The sequence below is a fragment of the Holdemania massiliensis genome (assembly GCF_022440805.1).
Classification (GTDB): Bacteria; Bacillota_I; Bacilli_A; order Erysipelotrichales; family Erysipelotrichaceae; genus Holdemania; species Holdemania massiliensis_A.
This window is the reverse complement of the sequence record NZ_JAKNTK010000001.1, coordinates 2,754,100-2,777,019: the sequence shown is the minus strand read 5'-3', so window position 1 is coordinate 2,777,019 and position 22,920 is coordinate 2,754,100. Positions and strand designations below refer to the sequence as shown.

Sequence of the window (22,920 nt, the reverse complement as noted above, 5' to 3'; positions counted from 1 at the left end):
CAGGTGAGGGTGGGACTATGGTCTGCGTCCCCTGTGATCCTGACAACGTGGGATCAAAACGTTGAGAAATACATTAAAGAGTAAAATTTTGTTTTAATGAATCCTATTTTAATGCTTAAGAACAGGGAGTACTCCTGTTGGTCAGAGAAATAGGATACAGAGCGAAAGATACGGGAGGTCTTTTATGACAAATGAAAGAATGAAGCAAAGAATGCGTCTGAACAGTGCGATGACCCAGCTTGTTGTGGATTATCTGCAGGAAAATCCCTGTGCAATACAGCCGGAAATGGTTGAATCTCTCTGCCAAAGCTGTAATAATTCACAAACCGATGCCGTTTATACTTTGTTTTGTATTTTAGCCGGCTTGGATATTGATGATAATCCGCAGCATCGTTATCTTGCGGAACAATATATCAAACCCGGTTTTCGACATTTGTCTGCGGAAGAATATAAAACGGATGCCTATCTGCAGAATATTCATTTTCCAGAAATTTCGCAGGGCAACTGGACAGTACGCTGGGAGTCCTATCATCCTTTTGAAATTTTGATTTATGATGATTATCATGTCGATGAAACAGGTGCGGAATGTCCGCAGCTGGGCTATTTCGATACGGAATATCGTTATCCCTGTGTCTATGAAAAGGGGATCGAATGGATGAGTGTGATTCCCAGTGAAATCAATACCATGCGGCCTATGCTAGAAAAAGCCTGGGGCAGAGTTCTGGTATGCGGTTTGGGATTAGGCTACTGTGCTTATCATCTTTCACGAAAAGAGAATGTGAAGCAAGTTATCGTTGTCGAAAAAGAAGCGGCAGTGATCAGCTGGTTCAAGGAATGGATTCTGCCGCAATGGGATCATCCTGAGAAACTAACGATTATTCAAGAGGATGCCTTTGCTGTCGTAGATCGCTTGAAACCTGATGAAATAGATACGATCTTTGTGGATTTGTGGCATAATGCAGCGGATGGGGCACCTATGGCGCAAGCGATGCAATTGCGCGAGTCACGTCTGCCAAAAACTCAATTTCTTTATTGGCTGCAGACATCCATAAATTCTGTTCTGCGCTGGAATGAAATAATGAATGAAAATGAGGAAATATAAAAAAGAGGAAATTCTACCTAAGTATTGAGGGTTGAGGGTAGATTCCTCTTTTTTCGTTGGTTTTGGATTTTTTACTTTGCTAGACAATCGACATCAATCAGCTCATATTCACGGGAACCGATACCTAGCGCGGCTGCAGCTTCAATTGTATGAATTCCATGCCGGGATTCGATGCGTTCAATCAGATCTTTCTTGCCTGGATCTTCACATTGATAAACAAGGTCGATGCAGGCCTGATCAAGCGCAACAGGATCGAGCGAAGAGAGAATACCGATATCTCTGACCTTCGGATCTTCTGCTTTTGCACAGCAGTCGCAGTCAACGGACATATTGCACATTACGTTAATGAATGCGATATTCTCTTTTTCATAATCCAAAATGGATTTAGCCGCATCTGCCATAGATTCCAGAAATTGATCATGATCTGCGGTCCATATGTTTTCCGGAACACCGGCTCCATGAATATAAGCTTTGCCAAAGCTGGAAGCCAGGCCAATTGAGATGTTCTTTAACGCTCCGCCGTAGCCACCCATCGGATGACCTTTGAAATGAGTGAGCACCAGCATGGAATCATAATTTTTCAAATGATTGCCAACATAGTTCTTCTGAATGACATGTCCGCCCTCTACTGGTAATTCCAAATCGCCTTCTTCATCAAGAATATCAACTGTAAACAATTTAGACCAGCCATGTTTCTCCATTGTATGCCAGTGGGCTTCCGTTGTGTTGCGCTGTCCTTCATAAGCTGTGTTGCATTCAACTACGGTGCCGTTTACCTTGTCAATGATCGGTTTCATAAATTCCGGGCGCAGGAAGTTCTGATTGCCGACTTCACCGCTATGCAGTTTAACCGCAACTTTTCCTTTCAGTTCACGTCCCAGAATTTCTTCCATTTCAATCATTTTCTCCGGTGTGATGATCTTAGTGAAATAAACTTTAGATTTTTCCATTGGATATGCCTCCTTTTACTTTGGAAAGAGGAAAAAGTCTGTTTCCTCATGATTTTATTGTAACGCTTGAAGTTCACTCCAAGTCAATCCTTTTTTATTGAATCGGAATGATTTTCTTCTTCTTTTATTTCTTTGGCGTTGACATGGAAAATCTCTGTTATACTGGATACAAAAAGGATGGAACAGAACTATGAAATTAAATTGGAATCAGGCTGACTTTCCCTTATCTCGGATGAATGTGGATTTACCCAATGTTTTCCCGATTTCGATCTTGATTCAAGGATGTCCAGCAGTCGTGCTATTGGATACAGGTGCCTCTTGCAGTGCGGTACGCAAAACAATAGCGCAGTCTGCTGGATTGCATTCATTGCACGAACAAGTTATCGGTGGCGGAAGTGGCCTGAGAAAGATAGAGGCTGAAAAGTATATGGCGGAGAGTGTACAAATTGGTTCTTTAACTGTTCAGGAACAGACCTGGATGGTATTAGCCGATGAAGCTTTCCGATTTCAGGTGGAACCAGGAAAATTTGTGGAAATTGATGGATTATTAGGTTGGGACGTTCTTCAATATGCCTGTTGGCAATGGGATGAAACTCGGAAACAATTGAGGGTCACGCCTTCGATACCCGAGAAAAGTGAAATCCATGAGTTTGTGGGCTGGGATAATATGCCAGTTCTGCGAGTCCAAACTCATGATCAGATTATGTTGTGGGGTTTTGACAGCGGAAATACAGATACCAGTGGCGGATCTCTGCTTTATCAGAGTTTGCCAGACACAATGCCTATGGATTTGGAAACGATGATGGGGGTTGATGGCGTGACAGAAGTTCCGGCAAAACGGCTTGATTCTCTACGCTTAACAGTCGGCGCGGCAGAGATAATACTTTATCATGTTCCGGTATTGAATAGAGTGTTATATCCTGTCACGAAACAGGAAGTTGCAGGATTGTGCGGTGCGGATCTTTTAGCAAAGCGCAGCTGGCGACTTGACTATCCTAATCGACGATTGATTCTAGGAGAATATATGTAAGTTGTTTTTCTATCAATCCACGTACCGCTTGAACGATGCGACAAAATTGATTTAGTTGCTTTTGTAGAAAAAATTATTTCAATCCACGCACCGCATGAGCGATGCGACTGTTTGTACTAGTCAGGTCTATGGCCGTATGGCATTTCAATCCACGCGCCGCGTGAGCGATGCGACGCGGTCTTGTTCTTCCAAATAGTGGACACAAAATCTATTTCAATCCACGCACCGCGTGAGCGATGCGACCTGAAGCTGTTATAGTCTGCCGGACTAACAGAAAATTTCAATCCACGCACCGTGTGAGCGATGCGACATGACCTCGGTTTGAATTTTCGTGACTTCTTCACATTTCAATCCACGCACCGCGTGAGCGATGCGACTAAAAATGCTGAATTTACTCAAATCATCGTCGATATTTCAATTCACGCACCGCGTGAGCGATGCGACATATCTAAGGCTTATTTGTATGTGCAACTTCCGATTTCAATCCACGCACCGCGTGAGCGATGCGACACGACAAAAGGGACTCTTTTGACTGGATTTTGAAATTTCAATCCACGCACCGCGTGAGCGATGCGACGTGTTTCTTATGTAGTTTGTAAATATTATAATATTATTTCAATCCACGCACCGCGTGAGCGATGCGACAAGATAAAAAGTTAACTCCCCCAGCCATCACACCATTTCAATCCACGCACCGCGTGAGCGATGCGACGGGGACACCATTGGTAAAGTTATCAGCGGATCGTTGATTTCAATCCACGCACCGCGTGAGCGATGCGACTAGGTCTGACTTAGTTTTCTGAGCGCCACTTAATATTTCAATCCACGCACCGCGTGAGCGATGCGACGACCAGAAATGGACAGGAATGGATTTACACACGCATTTCAATCCACGCACCGCGTGAGCGATGCGACCCCGCCGAGCCGTGCCGTGATCCGAACTCTACTATTTCAATCCACGCACCGCGTGAGCGATGCGACGCCTGCTGACAGCGTGACATACTCATGAGATACATTTCAATCCACGCACCGCGTGAGCGATGCGACCAGACCTCAAACCATTTATTCCCGTCAATATCCCATTTCAATCCACGCACCGCGTGAGCGATGCGACGTTCTTCCGATTGTGCTCGTGCTCATTGAGTTTATTTCAATCCACGCACCGCGTGAGCGATGCGACAGTTGATAAGAAACTTAAAGATGTACAGATGATTCTTATCTTACTTTTATAATATCGAATCCTCCACTTACTTGCAACAATTTCCTCATATTTCACATAATTCCAGTGCGAACCTCCCTGGGATTTTATGTTTACTTCAGGTTCGCACCAGAATCATAATACAAAGAAAAAGAGGAATTATCAGGATGGAAAATCATCCCTAATATTCCTCATAAAGTAGTATTCTATAATTAAATTAGTTCAAGAAAAACCTAAATGTTTTCATTATATCCAAGGTTATCATAATTATAATCAATTAGGCATTAAGATTTGTGACAATGGCATATTGGAAACATTTAAGTTTGGTGTTTGGTTCAGCGCTCCAGAAGAAAAATAGAAGACAGAGGCGATCACGATCAGAATGGCAGCTAACTTGCAGAGTGTAGTCAGATTTTTTTGCATTGGGGATTCCCTCCTTTTATTTTCAGCATAAGCGCGAAACGCTCTTTTATTCTTGATCTTACTATAACATATTCATCAGTTTGTTAAATGAACGGCAGCTTAACAATTTATTACAGATTCCTGACGAGGACAACGAGAGATTTTGATTATAAGAAAAGCAGAGAAATTGTAGAAAATTCTGCGAATTTTTTTGCGAAAGTGAAAATGCTATGATTCTTTGATCTCTGTTACGCATGAGACAACATCTGACAAGTTTCGTCGAGATCAATCTCTAAAATAAATCTGATAAGAGGTGGAATTTTGATGAAGGGATACGATTGCTTTTTAGAGAACTTAATGCATCTGATCAAGAGGGGAAAACAAGCGGAGTTTGCACACCGGCTGCGGCCGGAAATCGCTTTGATGACCGACACAGTAGAATTGTTTGGAAGGGAAGCAGCTGCACGTTGGTTGTGGACACAGCCACTGATCATTGCAACAGAGAAACCAAAAATTCAGATGCTGTCTGCTCAGTTGATGCTTCAACAAGGATGGGCTTTTCATGGGAAAGTGAAGCTGAAATATGTACTTGTAGTTGACGTACTTTTAGATCAGCTCGTTCATTTGACATTGTTGAAAGAATCAGATCAGGCTACTGATAAAAACGAAGAGTCGTTACGATTGGAACATCTGCTAAAACAAACTCAGAAATTTTGGCTGGAATGGGATATTCAACAGGATACTCTTCATATCTCTGAAAATTGGTTTGATTATTTACATTCCTCTTCACAAGAAACGCATTCATGGCACAGACTTTCACCTTCCGCTGCTCAAATTGCCAAAATCCGTACACAGCTGCAGCAGGGAAAATCAGTTCCCGAGATGGAGATTCGTTTGAATTGTGGTGAAAAAGGGATGCGATGGTATCGCCTGGAGCTGGTGCTGGAAAAGGATGATCAAGGTCAGCCGTCAAAAGTTTTGGGATTGCTGAGTGACAATGATCAGCAGCAGCGGGAAATTCAATGGCTGCGCCGACTTGCTCATCAAGATTGTTTGACGGGATTGTATAACCGCTTTATGATTCAGCAGTTGATCGAGGAGGCACTGCGTTCAGCTGCGCCAGATCAGCACATGACGCTGGCGGTGATGGATATTGATAATTTCAAGCAGATTAATGATGCATACGGTCATGACTGCGGCGATGAAATGCTGCGTCAGACAGCGCTGCAAATTCGTAAACTGTTTGCCCCTGAAGATTTAGTCGGTCGGATCGGCGGGGATGAATTCGTCATTCTGATGCAGACGACAGGAACCTGTGATCAAGTTAGCGCTCGTTTGGATCGGATCCGTGAACAGCTGCAATGTTTACGTCAGCCGTCGGCCTCATCGCAAGGCGTTTCCTGCAGTATCGGATGCGCCTTCTTTCCAACGCAGGGAACAACCTACAAACAACTCTTTCTAAAAGCCGACGCCGCGATGTATCAAGCTAAACGCCAAGGAAAAAACAGTTGTGTCTTTTATTAATTGATAATGTTCAAGATCTGAAATCCTTGAAGTTGCCATTGGTTTTTCAAGTCAGCGTGGTATGATAAACTTGATGAAATGGAAAACAAGGGGAACGCTGAAATGAAAACAACATTGATTCTCGGATCCACGGTCATTGATATGATTGTTCGGGTCCCCCACCTTCCGGTAACTCAAGAAGATCTGAATACGCGGTCGATGACGATGGCACTGGGCGGCTGTGCTTATAATGTGGCACGGATGCTGCGCCTATTTCAACTTCCGATTATGCATTGCTCGCCAACCGGCGATGGCCTGTTTGGACAAATTACGGAAAAGCTTTTAAATGAAGAAGGACTGCAGCCGACTGTTCGTGTGAAAGGGAAAGATAACGGTTGTTGTCTGTGTCTGGTCGAGGATAGCGGAGAACGGACATTCTTGTCAACCCATGGAGCTGAATATGGCTTTGATAAACAATGGTTGGCTGATCTCGATCCGGCGCAGCTGGACTATATCTATATCTGCGGGATTGAACTGGAGGAACCTACGGGTTTAGCCATGCTGAACTGGATCCACACGCATCCCGGCCCGCAGGTCTTTTTTGCTCCTGGAGCCCGATTAATGCATTTGGATGATCGCCGCTGGCAGGCTATCGCTGAATGTCATCCAATCCTTCATTTAAATGAGGCAGAAGCTTTCTGGCTCAGCGGGAAACAAGAAATTCGCAGTGCTGCGGCAGTTTTGCGGGAACGTTTCAAAAATGCTGTGATCATCACCCAAGGAGCTGAAGGGGCAGCCTGCTGCTCAGCCTCCGGAGATTTTTGTCAGATTCAAGGGCAAAGCACGGTCGTTGTGGATACGATCGGCGCGGGAGACTGTCATGCCGGTACCATCCTGGCTGGTTTAAAGCAGGGATGGCCATTGGAAGCGGCTGCAGCGTTAGCCAATGTCATGGCGGCCAAGGTGGTTTCCAGCCCATCCGCGCGGCTGGATGAGGCGGAATTTCAGGCCGTATTGACCACCTGGAAGCAAAAAAGCGGAAAGGACTTGCCGTCAGCATAAAAGTGCGGTATCCTGTAACCAATTCAAATAAAAGGTGGGAAATAACATGGAAAAGGTAGAAATTCAGGATTTATTAAACTATCGCTTTGTACACAGCTTGGCGGCTTCCGCAAAGCATATTCTTTGTCTTCAGACGCAGATGGATAAAGAAGAAAACGGCTACCGCACAAATTTAATGGAACTGAATCCGCAGACAGGCCAGCTGAAAACACTGATCGGGGATGGACAGGTATCCTCTTTCTGTTTTGAAAATGACGATACGGTGTTGTTTGCGGCGGAGCGCAAGTCTCAGGATAAGCCGGAAAAGTATGATCATAAAACCGTTTACTATCGCCTGTCCTTGAACCAGGGGGAAGCGCAGAAGGCCTTTGAAATACCCTATACCGTGCTGCAGCTGCTGCCGGTCGCGGACAGCGATTGGGTTGTTCTGAAAATTCAGGAGAATCTGCATGCCTTAGATCCCAAGACAGCCTCTAAAGAAGAACTCGAGGACGCCCAGGATTATGTGATCCTGCACGAAGTACCGTTTGTTGCCAACGGCGCGGGTTTTATTGATTCAGACCGCTGTGGCTGTCTGGCTTGGAATAAGCGCACTGGCGAGCAGCAGCGAATCACGCCGCCGGGTTATGACTGCGGCCGGATCATCGTGGAAGGACACCGCGTGATCTATACGGGCAAAAACTGGCGCGATGTCATGCCGAAAACCTCGGAGCTAGTAAGCTATGATCTCGATACACAAAGCAAGCAGACGCTGGTTTCCGAAGGACAGCTGCGCATCGGCGCCATCGCTGCAGAGAATCAGGTCTTGATGTTCATGGCCACCGATATGGCGGCTTACGGCAACGGTACAAGCTGTGATTTCTATCGCTGCGACCTCAATCAGGGAAGCATCGACAAAGTGCTGGATTATGAATATTCCGTCGGCAGCTGTGTCAACAGCGATGTGCGTTATGGATCAGGAAAAACATTTTTAATGAAAGACGGTGCCTTGTATTTTACGACCACGGTCGGCTATCATACCGAGCTGATGGTGCTGCGGGGAAATCAGCTGGAAAAAGCGGTGGCTTTTAACGGTGCAGTCAGCGGTTTTGACTTCATTGAAAACGGTTTAGTGTTCTGTGCAATGGAACCGGGTCAGCTGCAGGAAATCTACATTGCGGATGGCGCTGGAAACATTACCGGCCATACCCACATCAGCGAGGTCTGTTTGAAGGACAAGGCAATTCAGCCCGTCGAATATGCCGGATTTGTCAATTCCGCTGGGCAGTCGATTGACGGCTGGCTGATTAAGCCAGTCGGCTGGCAGCCGGATCGGAAGTATCCGGCGATTCTGGATATCCATGGCGGTCCGCGGACAACCTATGGTGAGCTGCTGAGCCATGAAATGCAGGTCTGGGCCAGTGCAGGCTATTATGTATTTTTCTGCAATCATCGCGGATCCGATGGTTATGGCGATGCCTTTGCCGATCTGCGGTTAAAATATGGGACGATAGATTACGAAGATATCATGGAGTTTACCGATCACATCCTGGCCCGAAATAGTCAAATTGATCCGCTGCGCTTGGGCGTGACCGGAGGCAGCTATGGGGGCTACATGACCAACTGGATCATCACGCATACCCATCGCTTTGCGGCGGCGGCCAGTCAGCGCAGTATTTCGGACTGGATCAGTGATTATGGAACGTCAGGCATCAGCTATGATGATGATCTGCATGACGGCGGCAAGCCATGGGATCAGATGGAAAAAATGTGGGATCATTCTCCGCTGAAATATGCGGATTTCTGTGAAACGCCAACGTTGTTTATTCATTCCTTTGAGGATTATACCTGCGCTGTATCCCAGGCAATGGAAATGTTTACGGCGTTGAAAATCCTGAATGTTGAAACCCGGGCCTGCCTGTTCAAGGGGGAAAATCATGAACTGTCCCGCAGTGGCAAGCCAATGCACCGCTTCAAGCGGCTGCGTGAAATTACGGATTGGATGAACAAGCATTGTCAGGATTAGCCAAATCCGGCCTTTCGCCTCGGCTCTGCCTGAACATGGAGCTTTCGCTGCAGCGCTTCTAAACTCTAAGACTAGCAGGAAGAGCGCAGCGATGGTTTTCAAACTGGATTTCCTGTATAATCAATAACACAGCTGCCGGCAAAGTCCGGCAGTTTCCTTAAGAAAGCGGGGAGAGAAGAATGGAAACAGGAATTTTAATTCTGGCGGCCGTCATAGTCGTTTTGATGGTGGTCATTGTGGTTCAGCTGATCGGCATGAATCGGCGTCTGAGCCAGCTGGAAGCTCAGGATATGGAGAAGAAGCTGACAGCGCTGCAGACCACACTGGCCGAACAGGATCGGCAGAGTCGGCAGGAAATTGTTGATGCTGCTCAGAATGCTGTCCGCTTGGTCGGGGAAATGCTGAGCGCTAATCAGCAGACGGCATTTCAGGCTGAAAGTCAGAAGCTGGATGCGATGAATCACAGCGTTTTGCAGCAGCAGGCTGCCCAGCGTGAGATGCTCCAGTCCTTGAGCGCGCTGTTAAGCTCGAATCAACAGCAGATTTCAGAACTGCAAAGCCGGAAATTCTCAGAGATCAGCCAGTCGCTTTCAGAAAAGCAGAACACGCTCAATACAGCGATGGCCAATCAGTTCAGTGTGCTGGAAAATCGTCTGAAAACATTTGAAAGCGGCAATGAGCAGAAACTGGAAAATATGCGTCAGACGATTGAGAAGCAGCTGACCGCCATTCAGCAGGACAACAACCGCCGGCTCGATGAAATGCGCCAGACGGTGGATGAAAAGCTGCAGAAAACACTGGAAGATAAAATGACACAGTCGTTCCAATTGGTCAATGACCGGCTGGAACAGGTGTATAAAGGATTAGGTGAAATGCAGACGCTGGCGGTCGGGGTCGGCGATCTGAAAAAAGTGCTGTCCAATGTCAAAGCCCGCGGGATTGTCGGGGAAATTCAGCTGGGGGCAATTTTAGAGGAAATTCTTTCACCGGAACAATACGCGACGAATGTGGCCACGGTGCCGGGAAGCAAGAACGTCGTTGAATTTGCGATCAAGCTGCCGGGTGAGGAAGATCAGCCGGTCTGGCTGCCGATCGATTCCAAATTTCCGGCGGATGCCTATGCCAATCTGCAGGATGCCTATGATTCCGGCAGTCAGGAAGCGGTAACGCAGGCTGTCAATGTGCTGTCCCAGCGCATTCGTTCCTTTGCCAAAGATATTCATGATAAATACATTGAACCCCCTTATACGACGGATTTCGCAATTCTGTTTTTGCCATTTGAGGGATTGTATGCCGAAGTCGTCAACCGCGGTTTAGTGGAAACACTGCAGCGGGACTACCGCATCAACATCGCTGGACCGAGTACAATGGCGGCATTGCTCAACAGCCTGCAGATGGGCTTTAGGACCTTAGCCATCCAAAAACGAAGCAGCGAAGTCTGGACTGTTCTGGGCGCAGTAAAAACGGAATTCGATAAGTTCCATGACGTTCTCGCAATGACTCAGCAGCGGCTGGATCAGGCTAATAAAGAGCTGGATAAGCTGGTTGGTACGCGGACGAGGATGATTCAGCGGAAACTCAAGGCTGTGGATAAGCTCGATCCGGCTCAGTCGGCGCAGCTGCTGGAAGTGAATGCTGAGGATGACATCCCAGTAGAGGCTTAAGCTTTACTCTGAGAATTCATTTTTCCAATTCCAGGTTCTGCGATGATTGAGCCGGAAGGATATACAAAAGAAGCAAGTCACAGGAATCTTCCAAGGGACAGGCTTCTTTTTTATGGCATGATATTCCAAATCAGACTCCTGGTTTATGTCGGTTACAAAAACGAGCTTCTATGATTTCAGGCAGATATCCCCGACGCTAAGATCGTTTTTTTTTTTGCATATCTGCACTTTGTTTCCATGGCGTTTAATTGAAAATTAAGGTAAGATAACAATAGTAAAATAAAAAGGCGTCATCTCCTTGGTTTCATTCAAGTAAGCTGACGATGAAAAAGAGGAGATGGGAAGCGATGCGGGGCAGAAAGAAAGGGCGTCAAAGATGGATTTGGGGACTCAGTTTAATGTTGATTGCAGGCTGCACCGGACCGGACAATCCCGTGGTTATCCTTCCTTCTAATCAAGCGGCAACAGTATCCCTGACCTACTTTGGCAATAAATATGAACCGGAGAATGTCAAGGTGATCGAAGCGATTATTTCACAATTCATGGATGAAAATCCGGGAATCAGCGTTGCTTATGAAAGTCTGAAGGGGAATGCCTATTATGAAGCACTGACCAAACGCATGGCCAATGGCAAAGGCGACGATATTTTTATGGTGAATCATGACACGGCTCTGACCTTGGCCAAACAGGGCCAATTAGCCGATCTCTCCGGTTTGGCGACGATTGAAAATTACACGGATGAAATGCTGAGTCAGATGTGGGAAGGGAATCATATTTATTGGGTGCCGACGACGGTTTCCGTCTTTGGTCTTTACTGCAATCTGGATCTGTTAAAAGAATATCATCATGAAGTCCCGGCAACCTTAGCACAGTGGGAAGCGATCTGTGATGATTTTGTCCGTCAGGGAATAACGCCGGTCATTGCCAACAATGATATTTCACTCAAGACGGTGGCGATCGGCATGAGTCTGGCTGCTACTTATCAAGCGCATCAGCAGGCGGCTTATTTCGAACAGATCAATACCGGGCAGGCCGTACTCAGTGAAAAGCTGACATCTGGATTTGCCTATGTGGAAGCCATGATTCAAAAGGGTTATCTGGATCCGGCCGCTACACTCACAACCCAGAAGACCTCGGAGGACCTGGATATTTTTGCCCAGGGTGAAGCTCCCTTCTTATTAACCGGGGCCTGGGCCGCAGGCCGTCTGGCGCAGAAAGAGCTCGATTTCCAATTTTCGGTTGTTCCTTATCCGTTGATGGAAAATGGCAGTTTTGTCGTCATCAATGCCGATACCCGTTTGAGCGTCAATGCCGACAGTTCTCATCGGGAAGAAGCGCTGCGGTTTATTGAATTTTTTACCCGTTCTGACAATATTCAGAAGTTTGCGGATCAGCAGGCCTCATTCAGTCCGCTGAAAAACAGTCGCCCTTCGTCCTTGGATCAGATCCAGCCGCTGATTCCGGTCTACGAAACAGGACAGGCTGTGATCGGCTCTGATTCACTGCTGGACAAACCGATCTGGGAACTGACCGCACAGGCGGTGCAGCGGCTTTTACAGGGCGAACCTGTAAACCAAGTGATGCAGCAGCTCGATGAGGAAGCGGACCAGGAGGGATCATCATGAAAAGAAACAAGAAGAATTCCCGCCGGTCATTCACTCTCGGAGCGGCGGTTTTGGCGCTGGGACTTTGCTTACTGACCACTTATTTTGTAACCAATGTAAAAACGCAGCTGTGGAAGCAATCGATCAACACAATTCTGGAGGCGACCCGACAGGGTCGGCGAACCCTTGCTGTGCAGCTCAATGAAAACTATGAAGATCTGGGGCGGATTGCTGACAGGCTGGCTGAAATGCGAACAGATGATCGTTCTGAGCTGAATCGGCTGTTTCAGGATTTCAATCAGCTGGAAAACGATATTCATCTAGTGCTTTCTGAGGATTTCATTCTGCCTTTGGATCAGCCCTTTGACCAGCAGGCGATCACCTTGCTTGATCGGCAGAACAAAGATCAGGATGTGATTGATCCGCATATCAGCAGCGTGACGGGGATGGATGTGTTTGATTTGGTTGTTCGTGTTCATTTTGCGGATGGCGGGACAGGCTATTTGATCAAGGAATTTGAAGTCAATGAAATCGTTGATACATTCACGCTTTCCTTTTATGAGGATGCCGGTTTTTCCTATGTTGTCGATACACAGGGAAATGTCCTGATTCGGTCTGCGCATCCCAACAGCAACAAAACGGTTCAGAATTTGTTGGATATGCTTTCGCCGCAGGCGAATGATCCGCAGGCTCTGAGCCAGTTTGCCCAAGCGCTGAAAGCTGCGGATACCGGCTGGGCCATCTTTACTTATGAAGGCGAACGAACTGTTTTCTGTTTTACGCCGGTGGGTCTGGAGTCAGACTGGGCTTTGATATCGATCATTCCGGAAGCGGCGGTCAACGCGCAGACCAACGCTCTGCTAAGGCAGTCACTGGCCTTAATTCTGTCAGCGATTCTGGGGATCAGCATACTGGTGCTGCTTTATCTGCGGCATAGGACGAAAACGCAGCAGCGTTTAACGCATCAGACCAATTATATCAGTCATTTATACAACGCCCTGCCGGAAGCGGTCGCCTTGATTTCGGTTGATCAGCCGTATCACCTGCTTCAGCTGAACCGGGAAGGACGGCGCTTGGTCAGATATGCCATGGAAAATGCCGAAGATACGCTGAATCTGAATCTTGAGACCACCATGTCATCCTCAGATTACGCCCGTTTTGTCCGCCAGATTGAAGCGGCAGTCCAGAGCGGACAGAAGGTCAACCTTGTGGAGCCGATGAAAAAAGCCGGCGGGGAAATGTTCTGGGCCTCCGGGATTATTGAACAGACGCTGGATGAAAACGGCAAGCCGGTGCTGATCTATGCTTTCCATGATATCACAAAGGAAAAACAGGCTGAAGAAGCTGAAAAACAAAGAACAAAGCAGGAACGGCTGACGTTGGTCAGCGCTCTTTCCAACGCTTATCCGGTCATTATCAGTCTGAATCTGACGCAGGACCAGGTGCATTTTGTCCATGTCAGTCCAGGGCTGATGCTGGATCTGGGCAAGCAGAAAACCTACAGCGAGTTGTATGCCGATTTAAAAAGTACGATTGATCCGGAATTCGCTTCCGATTATCAGGCGTTTCAGCTGGAGGCTCTGCGCAAGACGTTTGCCGAGAAAAACGGCGAGGTTCAGCGCGAGATGAAAATGCTTTTGACAGATGGGCAATATCATTGGACAACGACGCAGATCATCCACGTTGACAACCCGTATTCTGAGGATCAGCTGGCGATCTTGATATCCCGGCGAATTGACGAGCAGCGCTTAAAGGCTGAGCGGCAGCAGGAAATCCTGAAGACAGCATTAGAAAATGCTCAGGCCGCCAGCGTGGCGAAAAGTCAGTTTTTATCCAATATGAGTCATGATATCCGTACACCGATGAATGCCATCGTCGGCATGACGACCATTGCTGAGACGCATCTGGATGAAACGGAACGGGTGAAGGAATGTCTGCATAAGATCAGTCTTTCAAGCAAACATTTGCTCAGTTTAATCAACGACATCCTGGATATGTCCAAAATTGAAAGCGGAAAACTGACCATTGCCCAGGAACCGTTCAATTTTGCCGAATTGATCATTGAGGTTGTGGAACTCGTTCGGCCGCAGGCTGAAGAAAAAGGTCTGACGCTGGTATTTCAGCCAGGGGCGCTGGAGAAAGAAGGCGTGCAGGGCGATCCGCTGCGAATTCGGCAGGTATGCATCAATATCTTAAGCAATGCCGTTAAGTATACGCCTTCAGGCGGCAGGATTACGATTGAAATGAGTCAGCGGCCAAGTTCCTATAAAGGCTATCAGAATTTTGTCTTCCAATGCAGTGATACGGGAATCGGCATGGATCCGGAATTCATGAAGCATTTGTTTCAGCCGTTTGAACGTTCTGACAATCCGATGACCCGAACAGTGAACGGAACCGGATTGGGCATGGCGATCACGAAGAACCTGGTGGATTTGATGAACGGTGAAATCCAGGTTCAAAGCCATGTCGGGCAAGGCTCAAGGTTTACCGTGATTTTGCCGCTGCCGCTGCAAAGTCAGACGGATGAACAAATTCCGACGAGTTGGCAGGGAGCCAGTGTTTTGATCGCCGATGACGATCTTCAAATCGGCGAGGAGGCCGGCGCTTTGTTAACAAAGCTGGGAATGCAGGCTGATTACTGCAGCAGCGGGGAAGCGGCAATCGCCGCAGGAGTGCAGGCTCAGGCTTCAGGAAATCCGTATAAGCTGATTCTTATCGACTGGAAGATGCCGGGGATGAATGGCTTGGAAACGGTAAGAGAGCTGCGGCAGAAACTGGGAGATCAGCCGGAAATCGTCATACTTTCAGCCTATGACTGGTCTGATATTGAAGAACAGGCCCGTCAGTGCGGTGTCAGCGGCTTTTTGACGAAACCCTTCTACCGCTTTAAAATCTGCCGTCTGCTGAATGAGCTTAAAGAAGAACGCCGGAAACCAATCTTAGTCAAACCGGCTTTGTCTGACTTCAGCGATTGCCGTCTGCTTCTGGCAGAGGATAATGAGATCAACCGTGAGATAGCCCGGGAAATGATTGCCAGTCTGATCACCGTGGAAATGGATGAGGTGGACGACGGGCAGGCCGCTGTTGAGAAAATCGCTTCCAGCACGGAAGGTTATTATGACTTAGTTCTGATGGATATTCAAATGCCGCGTTTAAACGGCTATGAAGCGACCCGGCAGATCCGTCAGCTGAACCGCAGCGATGTAAAAACACTGCCGATCATTGCGATGACCGCCAACGCTTTTGATGAGGATGTCCGATTGGCCATGCAGGCAGGCATGAGTGCTCATTTTGCCAAGCCGATTGATATTCAGAAACTCGCAGAGATACTGCTGCAGTTTCTGACAAAATCGCATCCAAAGCAAGACGATTAGATTTATCCATGATTTATCAAGTCCCGCAGGTCTGCGGGATTTTATTTTGAAACAAATCAGGAAAGCTCTGGAAAACGATAAATTCTTATATTTGTCAATTGTATTTTTATTGGGAATGGAATACAATAGCGAGGTGACCGACCAGTCGGTCGGGAAAAGGAGAGGCCTATGTTTTCTAAATTCAGTGTTAAGAAACCTTATACTGTAATCGTGGGAGTGGTCATGTGCCTGTTGTTGGGCGTAATTTCATTTATGAATTCTACAACTGACCTCTTACCGGAAATGGAGCTGCCCTATGTCGTCATCTATTCGACTTATCCGGGTGCCAGCGCCGAAAAAGTAGAAACCAGTCTGACGCGGATCCTGGAATCCTCTGTCAGTACGACCGAGAATTTATCGAATATGAGTTCGATTTCCTCGGATAACTTATCGTTGATTATTTTAGAGTTTGCCGATGATACCAATATGGATACGGCAATGCTCGATTTGAACGCGAAGATTGACTTAGTTAAAGGATATTTGGATGAGACCATATCCAGTCCGACATTGATGGCAATCAATCCGAATATGATGCCGATCATGATGGCAACGGCCGATTATGATGGTCATGATCTTCAGGGATTGAGCGACTTTGTGAATGAAAAAGTCGTACCGGAACTGGAAAAGACCAAGGGTGTCGCCTCGGTCGATCCGACGGGATTGTTGGAAGAGACTGTTCAGATTGTTCTCGATCATCAGAAGATCGATGAGATCAACAACAAAGTTCTGGCCAGCGTGAATTCTGAATTAGCTAAGACAGAGCGGGAATTACGGGAAAAGCTGCAGGAAGTCAATGACGGTCTGCAGAAAATTACGGACGGAGAATCAGAATTAACAAGCACAAAGAACGAAACCTATGATAAACTGGCGCAGTCCTCAGTTCAGCTGCAGCAGGCAGCGACCAATTTGATCGCGATGGATTCCCAGATCACTCAGCTGAAAGCAGAGCAGGCTGCATTTACGCAGATTGTCAACGGTGTGGATCAGCTGAAAGCCCAGTTGGGATTGGGAGCGGAAGCAACAGCCGAGGAGATTGCCAGCGCAGTTGGAGCGGCTATAGATCAAGCCCAGGAAGGGATCAACAAAGCTGAAGCAGGAATTCAGTCTCTGACTTTTTTGCAGCAGCAAATTCAGGAAGTACCGGATGAGGAACCGATTTCTGAGGAAATTAAAGCTATGCTTCAAAGCGCCGGCATCACCGCTGAAATTGGAAACTATGGACAGGCCAAAGCTTTGATCAGCACGATGCTTGGCGAGCTTAACACGGCAAAAGAACAGGCGAGCGCTGGAATCACGGCCATGCAGGCAGCTTTGCAGATTGTGCCGAAGTATGAGGATGCCAAAATCAAGCTCAGCAATGTTGAAATTGAAATTGCGACTGCTGAAGGCGTGAAACAGGCAGCCAGCAGTATGCTGACCCAAGCTGGTATTGATGTCTCCGACCTCAACAGCCTGCAGTCGAAGCTGGAATCAGGAAAGCTGACGGCAGCCGGTGAAATCACCAAAGGGGAGATGACAATTTCCTCGACCAAAACAACGCTGGAATCGGCAAAGACACAGATTGAAGACGGCTTGAAACAAATTGCCGAGGCGCGTGACGAAGCGCTGAAAAAAGCAAATATCTCAGAAGCCCTTTCACCAAGCATGATCTCGACGATGCTGACGGCTGAGAACTTCTCCATGCCGGCCGGCTACATCGCCTCCAATGACGATTCACTGCTGATCAAAGTCGGAGACCAGTTTGCTTCTTTGGAAGAAGTAGAAAATTTGCTTTTGATGTCCATGGATATCGACGGCTTGGAAGAAGTCCGGCTTCAGGATCTGGCCAGCGTACAGGTCGTTAACAACAGTGAAGAATTATATACCCGCGTGAATGGAAATCCGGGCATCATGCTCTCTTTCCAGAAAAGTTCAACCGCTTCGACGGCCGATGTCTGCAAAGCGCTTCATAAAACGTTCGAGAAGCTGAGCGGACAATACGAAGGCCTGCATTTTTCTACCTTGATGGATCAGGGTGTTTATATTGATATGATCGTCAATTCGGTTCTGGAGAACTTCTTATACGGCGCAATTCTGGCGGTCATCGTCTTAATTCTGTTTCTGCGCGATCTCAAGCCGACGATCATCATCGCCCTCAGCATTCCAATTTCACTGATGTTTGCGATGGTGCTGATGTATTTCAGCGGTGTAACGCTGAACATTATCTCCCTGTCTGGCCTGGCTCTTGGCGTCGGGATGCTCGTCGATAACTCGGTTGTCGTCATTGAGAATATTTATCGGATGCGCAATGAAGGCGTGGGACTCATTGAAGCCGCGATTGAAGGGGCCAAGCAGGTTGCCGGTGCGATCATTGCGTCAACCTTGACGACCGTCTGCGTCTTCCTGCCGATTGTCTTTGCGACCGGTTTGGCGCGGCAGCTGTTTGTGGATATGGGACTGACGATCGCTTATTCGCTGCTCGCTTCGCTCATCGTCGCCTTGACGCTGGTGCCGATGCTTGCCAGCAAGATGCTGAAAAAGCAAAACGAAAAGAAACATTCCTTCTTTGAAAAGCTCGTGAATGGTTACACTGGACTTTTGAAATGGTCGCTGGGTCACAAATTGATTGTGATGGGCGGCGTGATTGCGCTGTTGATTTTCAGCACGATCGGCGTCATGAACATGGGAATGACACTGATCCCCTCCATGGATTCCGGTCAGATGTCTGTCAGCATTTCTTTGCAGAATGAAGAGGCAACCGATAAAGAGTGCTTTGCGATGTATGATCAGGTGATGGAACGGCTGATGCTGGTGGAAGGCGTAGATACGGTCGGCGTGACCAGCGGCGGCAGCGGTTTGTCCATGATGATGGGCGGCGGCGGAAATACCTCAACAACGTTCTATATCATTACTGAAACCAAAGCGGATACGAAAAAGATGGAAGCCGAGATTCCGCAGGTTCTGGCCGATCTGCCGGTGGACGCTGTAGTTTCTACAAGCAATATGGACTTGAGCGTGCTGGGTGGCAGCGGTGTTGCGATGACACTGTATGGCGATGATTTGGATGAACTGCAGGCTTCAGCCATTCAGATTGGGAATCAGCTGAAGCAGATTGAAGGCATTGACGTCGTGGATGACGGGCAGCAGGATCCGGTGCATGAAATCCGCGTCATTGTTGATAAGAATGAAGCGATGAAATACGGACTGACAGTGGCGCAGATCTACCAAAGCGTTGCTTCCGGAATTAAAGAAGAAACAACCAGTACGACACTGTCGATACAGAATAAGGATTATCCGGTTGTGATTGTTCAGGATGCCGCTTCCCTGACTCAGCTGGACAATCTGCAGGATCTGAAGCTGAAAGGAACGCAGAATCAGGAAGAAAAAGAAGTTGAACTGTGGCGGATTGCCGATATTGAAAACGGCAGCGGCATGAACAGCATTTACCGTGAGAACTCCCGCCGTTACGTCAATGTGAGCGGCACGATCAAGGAAGGCCATAACGTGACTCTGGTCAGCCGTGAGGTGGAAAAACAGCTCGATACCAGCGTGCTGCCGGAATCGGTAACGCTGGAATTCAGCGGTGAAAATGAAACGATTATGGAAACGATGTTCCAGATGGTTCAGATGATTCTGCTAGCAATCGCGTTTATCTATATGATCATGGTTGCGCAGTTTCAGAGCCTGTTGTCACCGTTTATCGTAATGTTTACGATTCCGCTGGCCTTTACCGGAGGCTTTTTGGGATTGTTGATTACGGGACAGGAATTGAGCATCGTCGCAATGCTGGGCTTTCTCGTTCTGTGCGGCGTTGTCGTTAACAACGGTATCGTATTTATTGATTACGCCAATCAATTAAAGGAACAGGGATATACAACCCAGGAAGCGATTGTGGAAACCGGACGGACACGTTTGCGTCCAATTCTGATGACAGCCATGACGACGATTTTGGCCATGACGACCATGGCGCTGGGCATTGGAACCGGCAGTGATATGATGCAGGGGATGGCGATTGTCACCATCGGCGGTCTGACGTATTCGACTATTTTAACGCTGTTTGTCGTACCGATCATGATCGAAGTGACAAGTCGGCGCCGAGACCGTAAAAAAGTGAAGGAAGTGGCTGCAGATGAATGAGGATAAGAAGGTACAGGTTTATCTGGGAGTCATCAGTCTGGTCCAACAAGGCCGTTCCATGAATGATTTAAAGGTATCTGAAATTGCGCAGGCCTGCGGCATTGGCAAAGGAACATGCTACGAATATTTTTCATCCAAAGAAGAAATTATTCGGGAAACCCTGATGTATACCTTCCATAAGGAATTTGACAGCTTCTGCGATCTGCTTCAGTTTGATCAAGGCTTTGAAGCGGGTTTTAGACAGATCTTAACGGCGATGGAAAAAGCGTTAAGTCAGTTCTCCCCGTTTCAGACCTTATTGTCGAGTGTCGGCAAGCGCGAACTGAAACAATATGTCAGTGAGGAAATCATGGAAAAAATTATGCATCAGATGATTAAGCTTCTTGATGTTTTGCTGGATCAGGCACTGCAGGAAGGCTGGATTCAGCCGCAGTATCCACGGGAATATCAGCGGTTTCTGTTAATCGGCGTGATGGAAGCCTATTGTTTCCAGATCATCAATCCGCAGCTGAAAATTTCCGCAGAGCAGGCCGCAGATTACGCCTGTCGGGGACTACAGAAAGCATTGTCCTGACTCCTTGTGAAATTCATCCAAGACTGAAAAAGAAATCCCACAGTAGATTCTGTAATTTCAATGAAATAGAAAAAAAGCGAAATTCAACTTCGCTTTTTTTAATGGATGGCGGGATTAAACGTGACATTTCCGGCGTGCGATCAGCAGCAGCCATGCCGTAGCGGCAGTATAAAACATTTCCAATAATGAATTAATGCTCAGAAAGCGGATATAAAGCAGCGCACAGAAGATCAAGATCACTGAAGTGACTTCAATACCCCAGCGGCCTAACTGCCATCTGCGCTGCTGTCCCTGATAAAAAACGCCTAGGATCAGAACATTCAAAGCGATGAAGGCCAGATTGCTGATGAAGATGTGCAGTTGAGACACAAATGGCAAGGTTTCCGGCAGATAGGGAAAGACCATCGAAAGGATCATGAACAGAAAGGTCAGATCATAGCAACGCTTCCAGCAAAGTTTGAAAGCCTGCGCTAAATCCTGAATCATCATTCGGAAAATCAAAGCACCGCTGACAGCCCAAATCAGAATTAAATAACGATAGCCTAACCCGTTGCCAACCCAGGACAAATTGGTTGTCAGCGGATTGTCCCGCAGAATCAGAAAAAGGGTGTAGAGCGGAAACAGCACCCCGCCGAGCCATTCAGTTTTATTTAGGGAATAACGCGGTTTTTTCATATTTCTATTATAGCGAAAAGCGCTGTTCAATTCAAATCCGGACTACGCAGGCGGAAAAAATGTGATACAATAAATTCACTTTGGAGGACGAACATGGATAAGAAAATCAAGGTGGGGTATCAGGGGGCGCATGGCACCTTCAGTGAAATTGCAGTTCAGGAGTTTTTTAAGGATCAGTCTTTTGAGGCCTGTAATTATAAGAATTTCCCTTCGATTATTGCGGATGTTGAAAAGGGCGTGATTGATTATGCACTGCTTCCGGTTGAGAATACAACGACCGGTATCATTTACCGGACTTACGACTTATTAAAAGACAGCGACATCTTTGCGGTAGGAGAGATTTTAGTTCGGATTGACGAGCATTTAATCGGCTTGCCGCAGACCCAAATCGAAGATTTACGCGAGGTGTATTCCCATCCGGAACCGCTTGATCAATGCTCCGGATTCTTTGCGGCGCATCCTTGGATTAAACCAGTGACTTATCAGGATACGGCGAAGAGTGTAGAATATGTAGCACAATGTCAGGATCCGACCAAAGCCGCATTGGGCAGCTGGCTGGCTGCGGATTATTATCAACTGCCAATCTTAAAGGAACGGGTTCAGGACAACCTGTTGAATACAACACGTTTTTTCTGTGTGGCAAAAGGTGAACAAACCGTCTGCGATGCGGATAAAATCAGCATGTACTTTGTAGTCAATCATGAACCGGGCGCTCTGTATGAAGTTATCCGTGTGTTCGCCCAGCGCGGCATCAACATGTTAAAGCTGGAATCCCGCCCGATCCGCGGCCGGATGTTTGAGTATTGTTTCTATATTGATTTTGACGGCAGTCTGCTTCAGGATAAAACCCGCGAAGCGATCGCTGAGGTCCGCGAACATTGTCTGGAAGTAAAAGTCTTAGGGAGCTATAAGCGGGCGTTTAATGGAGAGCTGTTATGAAAAAAGGGATAATCTTTTTAGTGCTGGCAATGATTTTAGGTGCCTGCACCGCAACCCCTCAATCTACGCCTGATCCGACAGAAACACCCACTCCAAAGATTGAAGAAACGCTTGCGCCAACACCAACGCCGAATGCTTCTGTGAATGCAAATCCAGCCGATATGAGTGCTTATGAAGACTTTGATGACACGCAGAATGCCTTTGTTGAGATCAGTATGGAAGATTCATTGTCAAAGATGGAACAAGGTGAATCATTTCTGATCTATTACGGCAAGCCGAATTGTCCTTGGTGTGTGGAAGCCATTCCGGTGTTGAATCAGGCTGCGAAAGAGAAGGGTGTCTTGGTTTATTATGTCGATACAAGCAAATCGGAAAACTATTCGGAAGCGATGTTTGATACGCTTATCCGCCGTTTTCAAGGATGGCTGCTGACCAATGAAGAAGGGGAAGAAAGCTTTTATGTACCGGATGTAGCCTTAATTCTTAAAGGAAAGGTAGCTTCCAATCATATCTCGACAGTGGATACGCATGATCCCTATCTTGGGACGATGACAGAAGCTGAACAGACGCAGCTGAAAGCAATTTATGCAGAAATGATTGAAAGTCTGGAAGCCGAGAACTAATTACGCTGATTTTACTTAAAAAAGGATTCGGTTATTGAAATCAGGATGATATAATAAAAA

Annotated in this window: 15 protein-coding genes and 1 CRISPR repeat array; of the genes, 12 read left to right on the top strand and 3 right to left on the bottom strand. The window is 47.1% G+C overall.

Features of this window, described 5'->3' with window-relative positions:
* The first annotated feature begins 184 nt into the window (after positions 1 to 184).
* Positions 185 to 1,102 (top strand): hypothetical protein, encoded by a 918-nt coding sequence (locus MCG46_RS12775; protein ID WP_240280346.1) that lies wholly within the window; start codon positions 185 to 187, stop codon positions 1,100 to 1,102.
* 71 nt (positions 1,103 to 1,173) lie between these two features.
* On the opposite strand, the gene MCG46_RS12770 is transcribed toward MCG46_RS12775, so the two are convergent.
* Complete coding sequence (locus MCG46_RS12770; RefSeq protein WP_154237862.1) at positions 1,174 to 2,052, bottom strand: DUF362 domain-containing protein; 879 nt, start codon at positions 2,050 to 2,052, stop codon at positions 1,174 to 1,176.
* A gap of 190 nt (positions 2,053 to 2,242) precedes the next feature.
* Between MCG46_RS12770 and MCG46_RS12765 the strand changes: the two genes are divergently transcribed.
* Entirely contained in the window at positions 2,243 to 3,082 is an 840-nt protein-coding gene (locus tag MCG46_RS12765) for a retropepsin-like aspartic protease (RefSeq protein WP_240280345.1), read from the top strand.
* 9 nt (positions 3,083 to 3,091) lie between these two features.
* Positions 3,092 to 4,262: direct repeats of the CRISPR family, unit length 33 nt; unit sequence ATTTCAATCCACGCACCGCGTGAGCGATGCGAC.
* Positions 4,263 to 4,553: 291 nt separating this feature from the next.
* Here the strand turns inward: MCG46_RS12765 and MCG46_RS12760 are convergent.
* Positions 4,554 to 4,703, bottom strand: a complete 150-nt coding sequence (locus tag MCG46_RS12760) for a hypothetical protein (RefSeq protein ID WP_020224151.1) — start codon at positions 4,701 to 4,703, stop codon at positions 4,554 to 4,556.
* A gap of 303 nt (positions 4,704 to 5,006) precedes the next feature.
* Between MCG46_RS12760 and MCG46_RS12755 the strand changes: the two genes are divergently transcribed.
* From MCG46_RS12755 to MCG46_RS12720, 8 genes are all read left to right on the top strand, one after another.
* Positions 5,007 to 6,206 (top strand): sensor domain-containing diguanylate cyclase, encoded by a 1,200-nt coding sequence (locus tag MCG46_RS12755; RefSeq protein WP_240280344.1) that lies wholly within the window; start codon positions 5,007 to 5,009, stop codon positions 6,204 to 6,206.
* A 102-nt stretch (positions 6,207 to 6,308) separates the two neighbouring features.
* Positions 6,309 to 7,247 (top strand): carbohydrate kinase family protein, encoded by a 939-nt coding sequence (locus MCG46_RS12750; RefSeq protein WP_240280343.1) that lies wholly within the window; start codon positions 6,309 to 6,311, stop codon positions 7,245 to 7,247.
* A 46-nt stretch (positions 7,248 to 7,293) separates the two neighbouring features.
* Entirely contained in the window at positions 7,294 to 9,252 is a 1,959-nt protein-coding gene (locus MCG46_RS12745) for an alpha/beta hydrolase family protein (protein WP_240280342.1), read from the top strand.
* A gap of 179 nt (positions 9,253 to 9,431) precedes the next feature.
* Positions 9,432 to 10,916, top strand: coding sequence for a DNA recombination protein RmuC (locus MCG46_RS12740; RefSeq protein ID WP_240280341.1), 1,485 nt, complete (start codon positions 9,432 to 9,434; stop codon positions 10,914 to 10,916).
* 347 nt (positions 10,917 to 11,263) lie between these two features.
* Positions 11,264 to 12,541: an ABC transporter substrate-binding protein gene (locus tag MCG46_RS12735; RefSeq protein WP_240280340.1), complete on the top strand. Its 1,278-nt coding sequence runs from the start codon at positions 11,264 to 11,266 to the stop codon at positions 12,539 to 12,541.
* Complete coding sequence (locus tag MCG46_RS12730; protein WP_240280339.1) at positions 12,538 to 15,894, top strand: response regulator; 3,357 nt, start codon at positions 12,538 to 12,540, stop codon at positions 15,892 to 15,894. Before MCG46_RS12735 ends, MCG46_RS12730 begins: the two co-directional genes overlap by 4 nt.
* A gap of 168 nt (positions 15,895 to 16,062) precedes the next feature.
* Positions 16,063 to 20,049, top strand: a complete 3,987-nt coding sequence (locus MCG46_RS12725) for an efflux RND transporter permease subunit (protein WP_240280338.1) — start codon at positions 16,063 to 16,065, stop codon at positions 20,047 to 20,049.
* Positions 20,042 to 20,623 (top strand): TetR/AcrR family transcriptional regulator, encoded by a 582-nt coding sequence (locus MCG46_RS12720; protein WP_240280337.1) that lies wholly within the window; start codon positions 20,042 to 20,044, stop codon positions 20,621 to 20,623. The genes MCG46_RS12725 and MCG46_RS12720 overlap by 8 nt, the downstream gene beginning before the upstream one ends.
* A gap of 114 nt (positions 20,624 to 20,737) precedes the next feature.
* Here the strand turns inward: MCG46_RS12720 and MCG46_RS12715 are convergent, their stop codons facing one another.
* Positions 20,738 to 21,298, bottom strand: a complete 561-nt coding sequence (locus MCG46_RS12715) for a hypothetical protein (protein ID WP_240280336.1) — start codon at positions 21,296 to 21,298, stop codon at positions 20,738 to 20,740.
* A 93-nt stretch (positions 21,299 to 21,391) separates the two neighbouring features.
* Between MCG46_RS12715 and pheA the strand changes: the two genes are divergently transcribed.
* Positions 21,392 to 22,237, top strand: a complete 846-nt coding sequence (gene pheA, locus MCG46_RS12710) for a prephenate dehydratase (RefSeq protein ID WP_240280335.1) — start codon at positions 21,392 to 21,394, stop codon at positions 22,235 to 22,237.
* Positions 22,234 to 22,860 carry a glutaredoxin family protein gene (locus MCG46_RS12705; RefSeq protein WP_240280334.1) on the top strand — a complete coding sequence of 209 codons (627 nt, stop codon included), beginning with the start codon at positions 22,234 to 22,236 and terminating at the stop codon, positions 22,858 to 22,860. Before pheA ends, MCG46_RS12705 begins: the two co-directional genes overlap by 4 nt.
* The last annotated feature ends 60 nt before the right edge of the window (positions 22,861 to 22,920 follow it).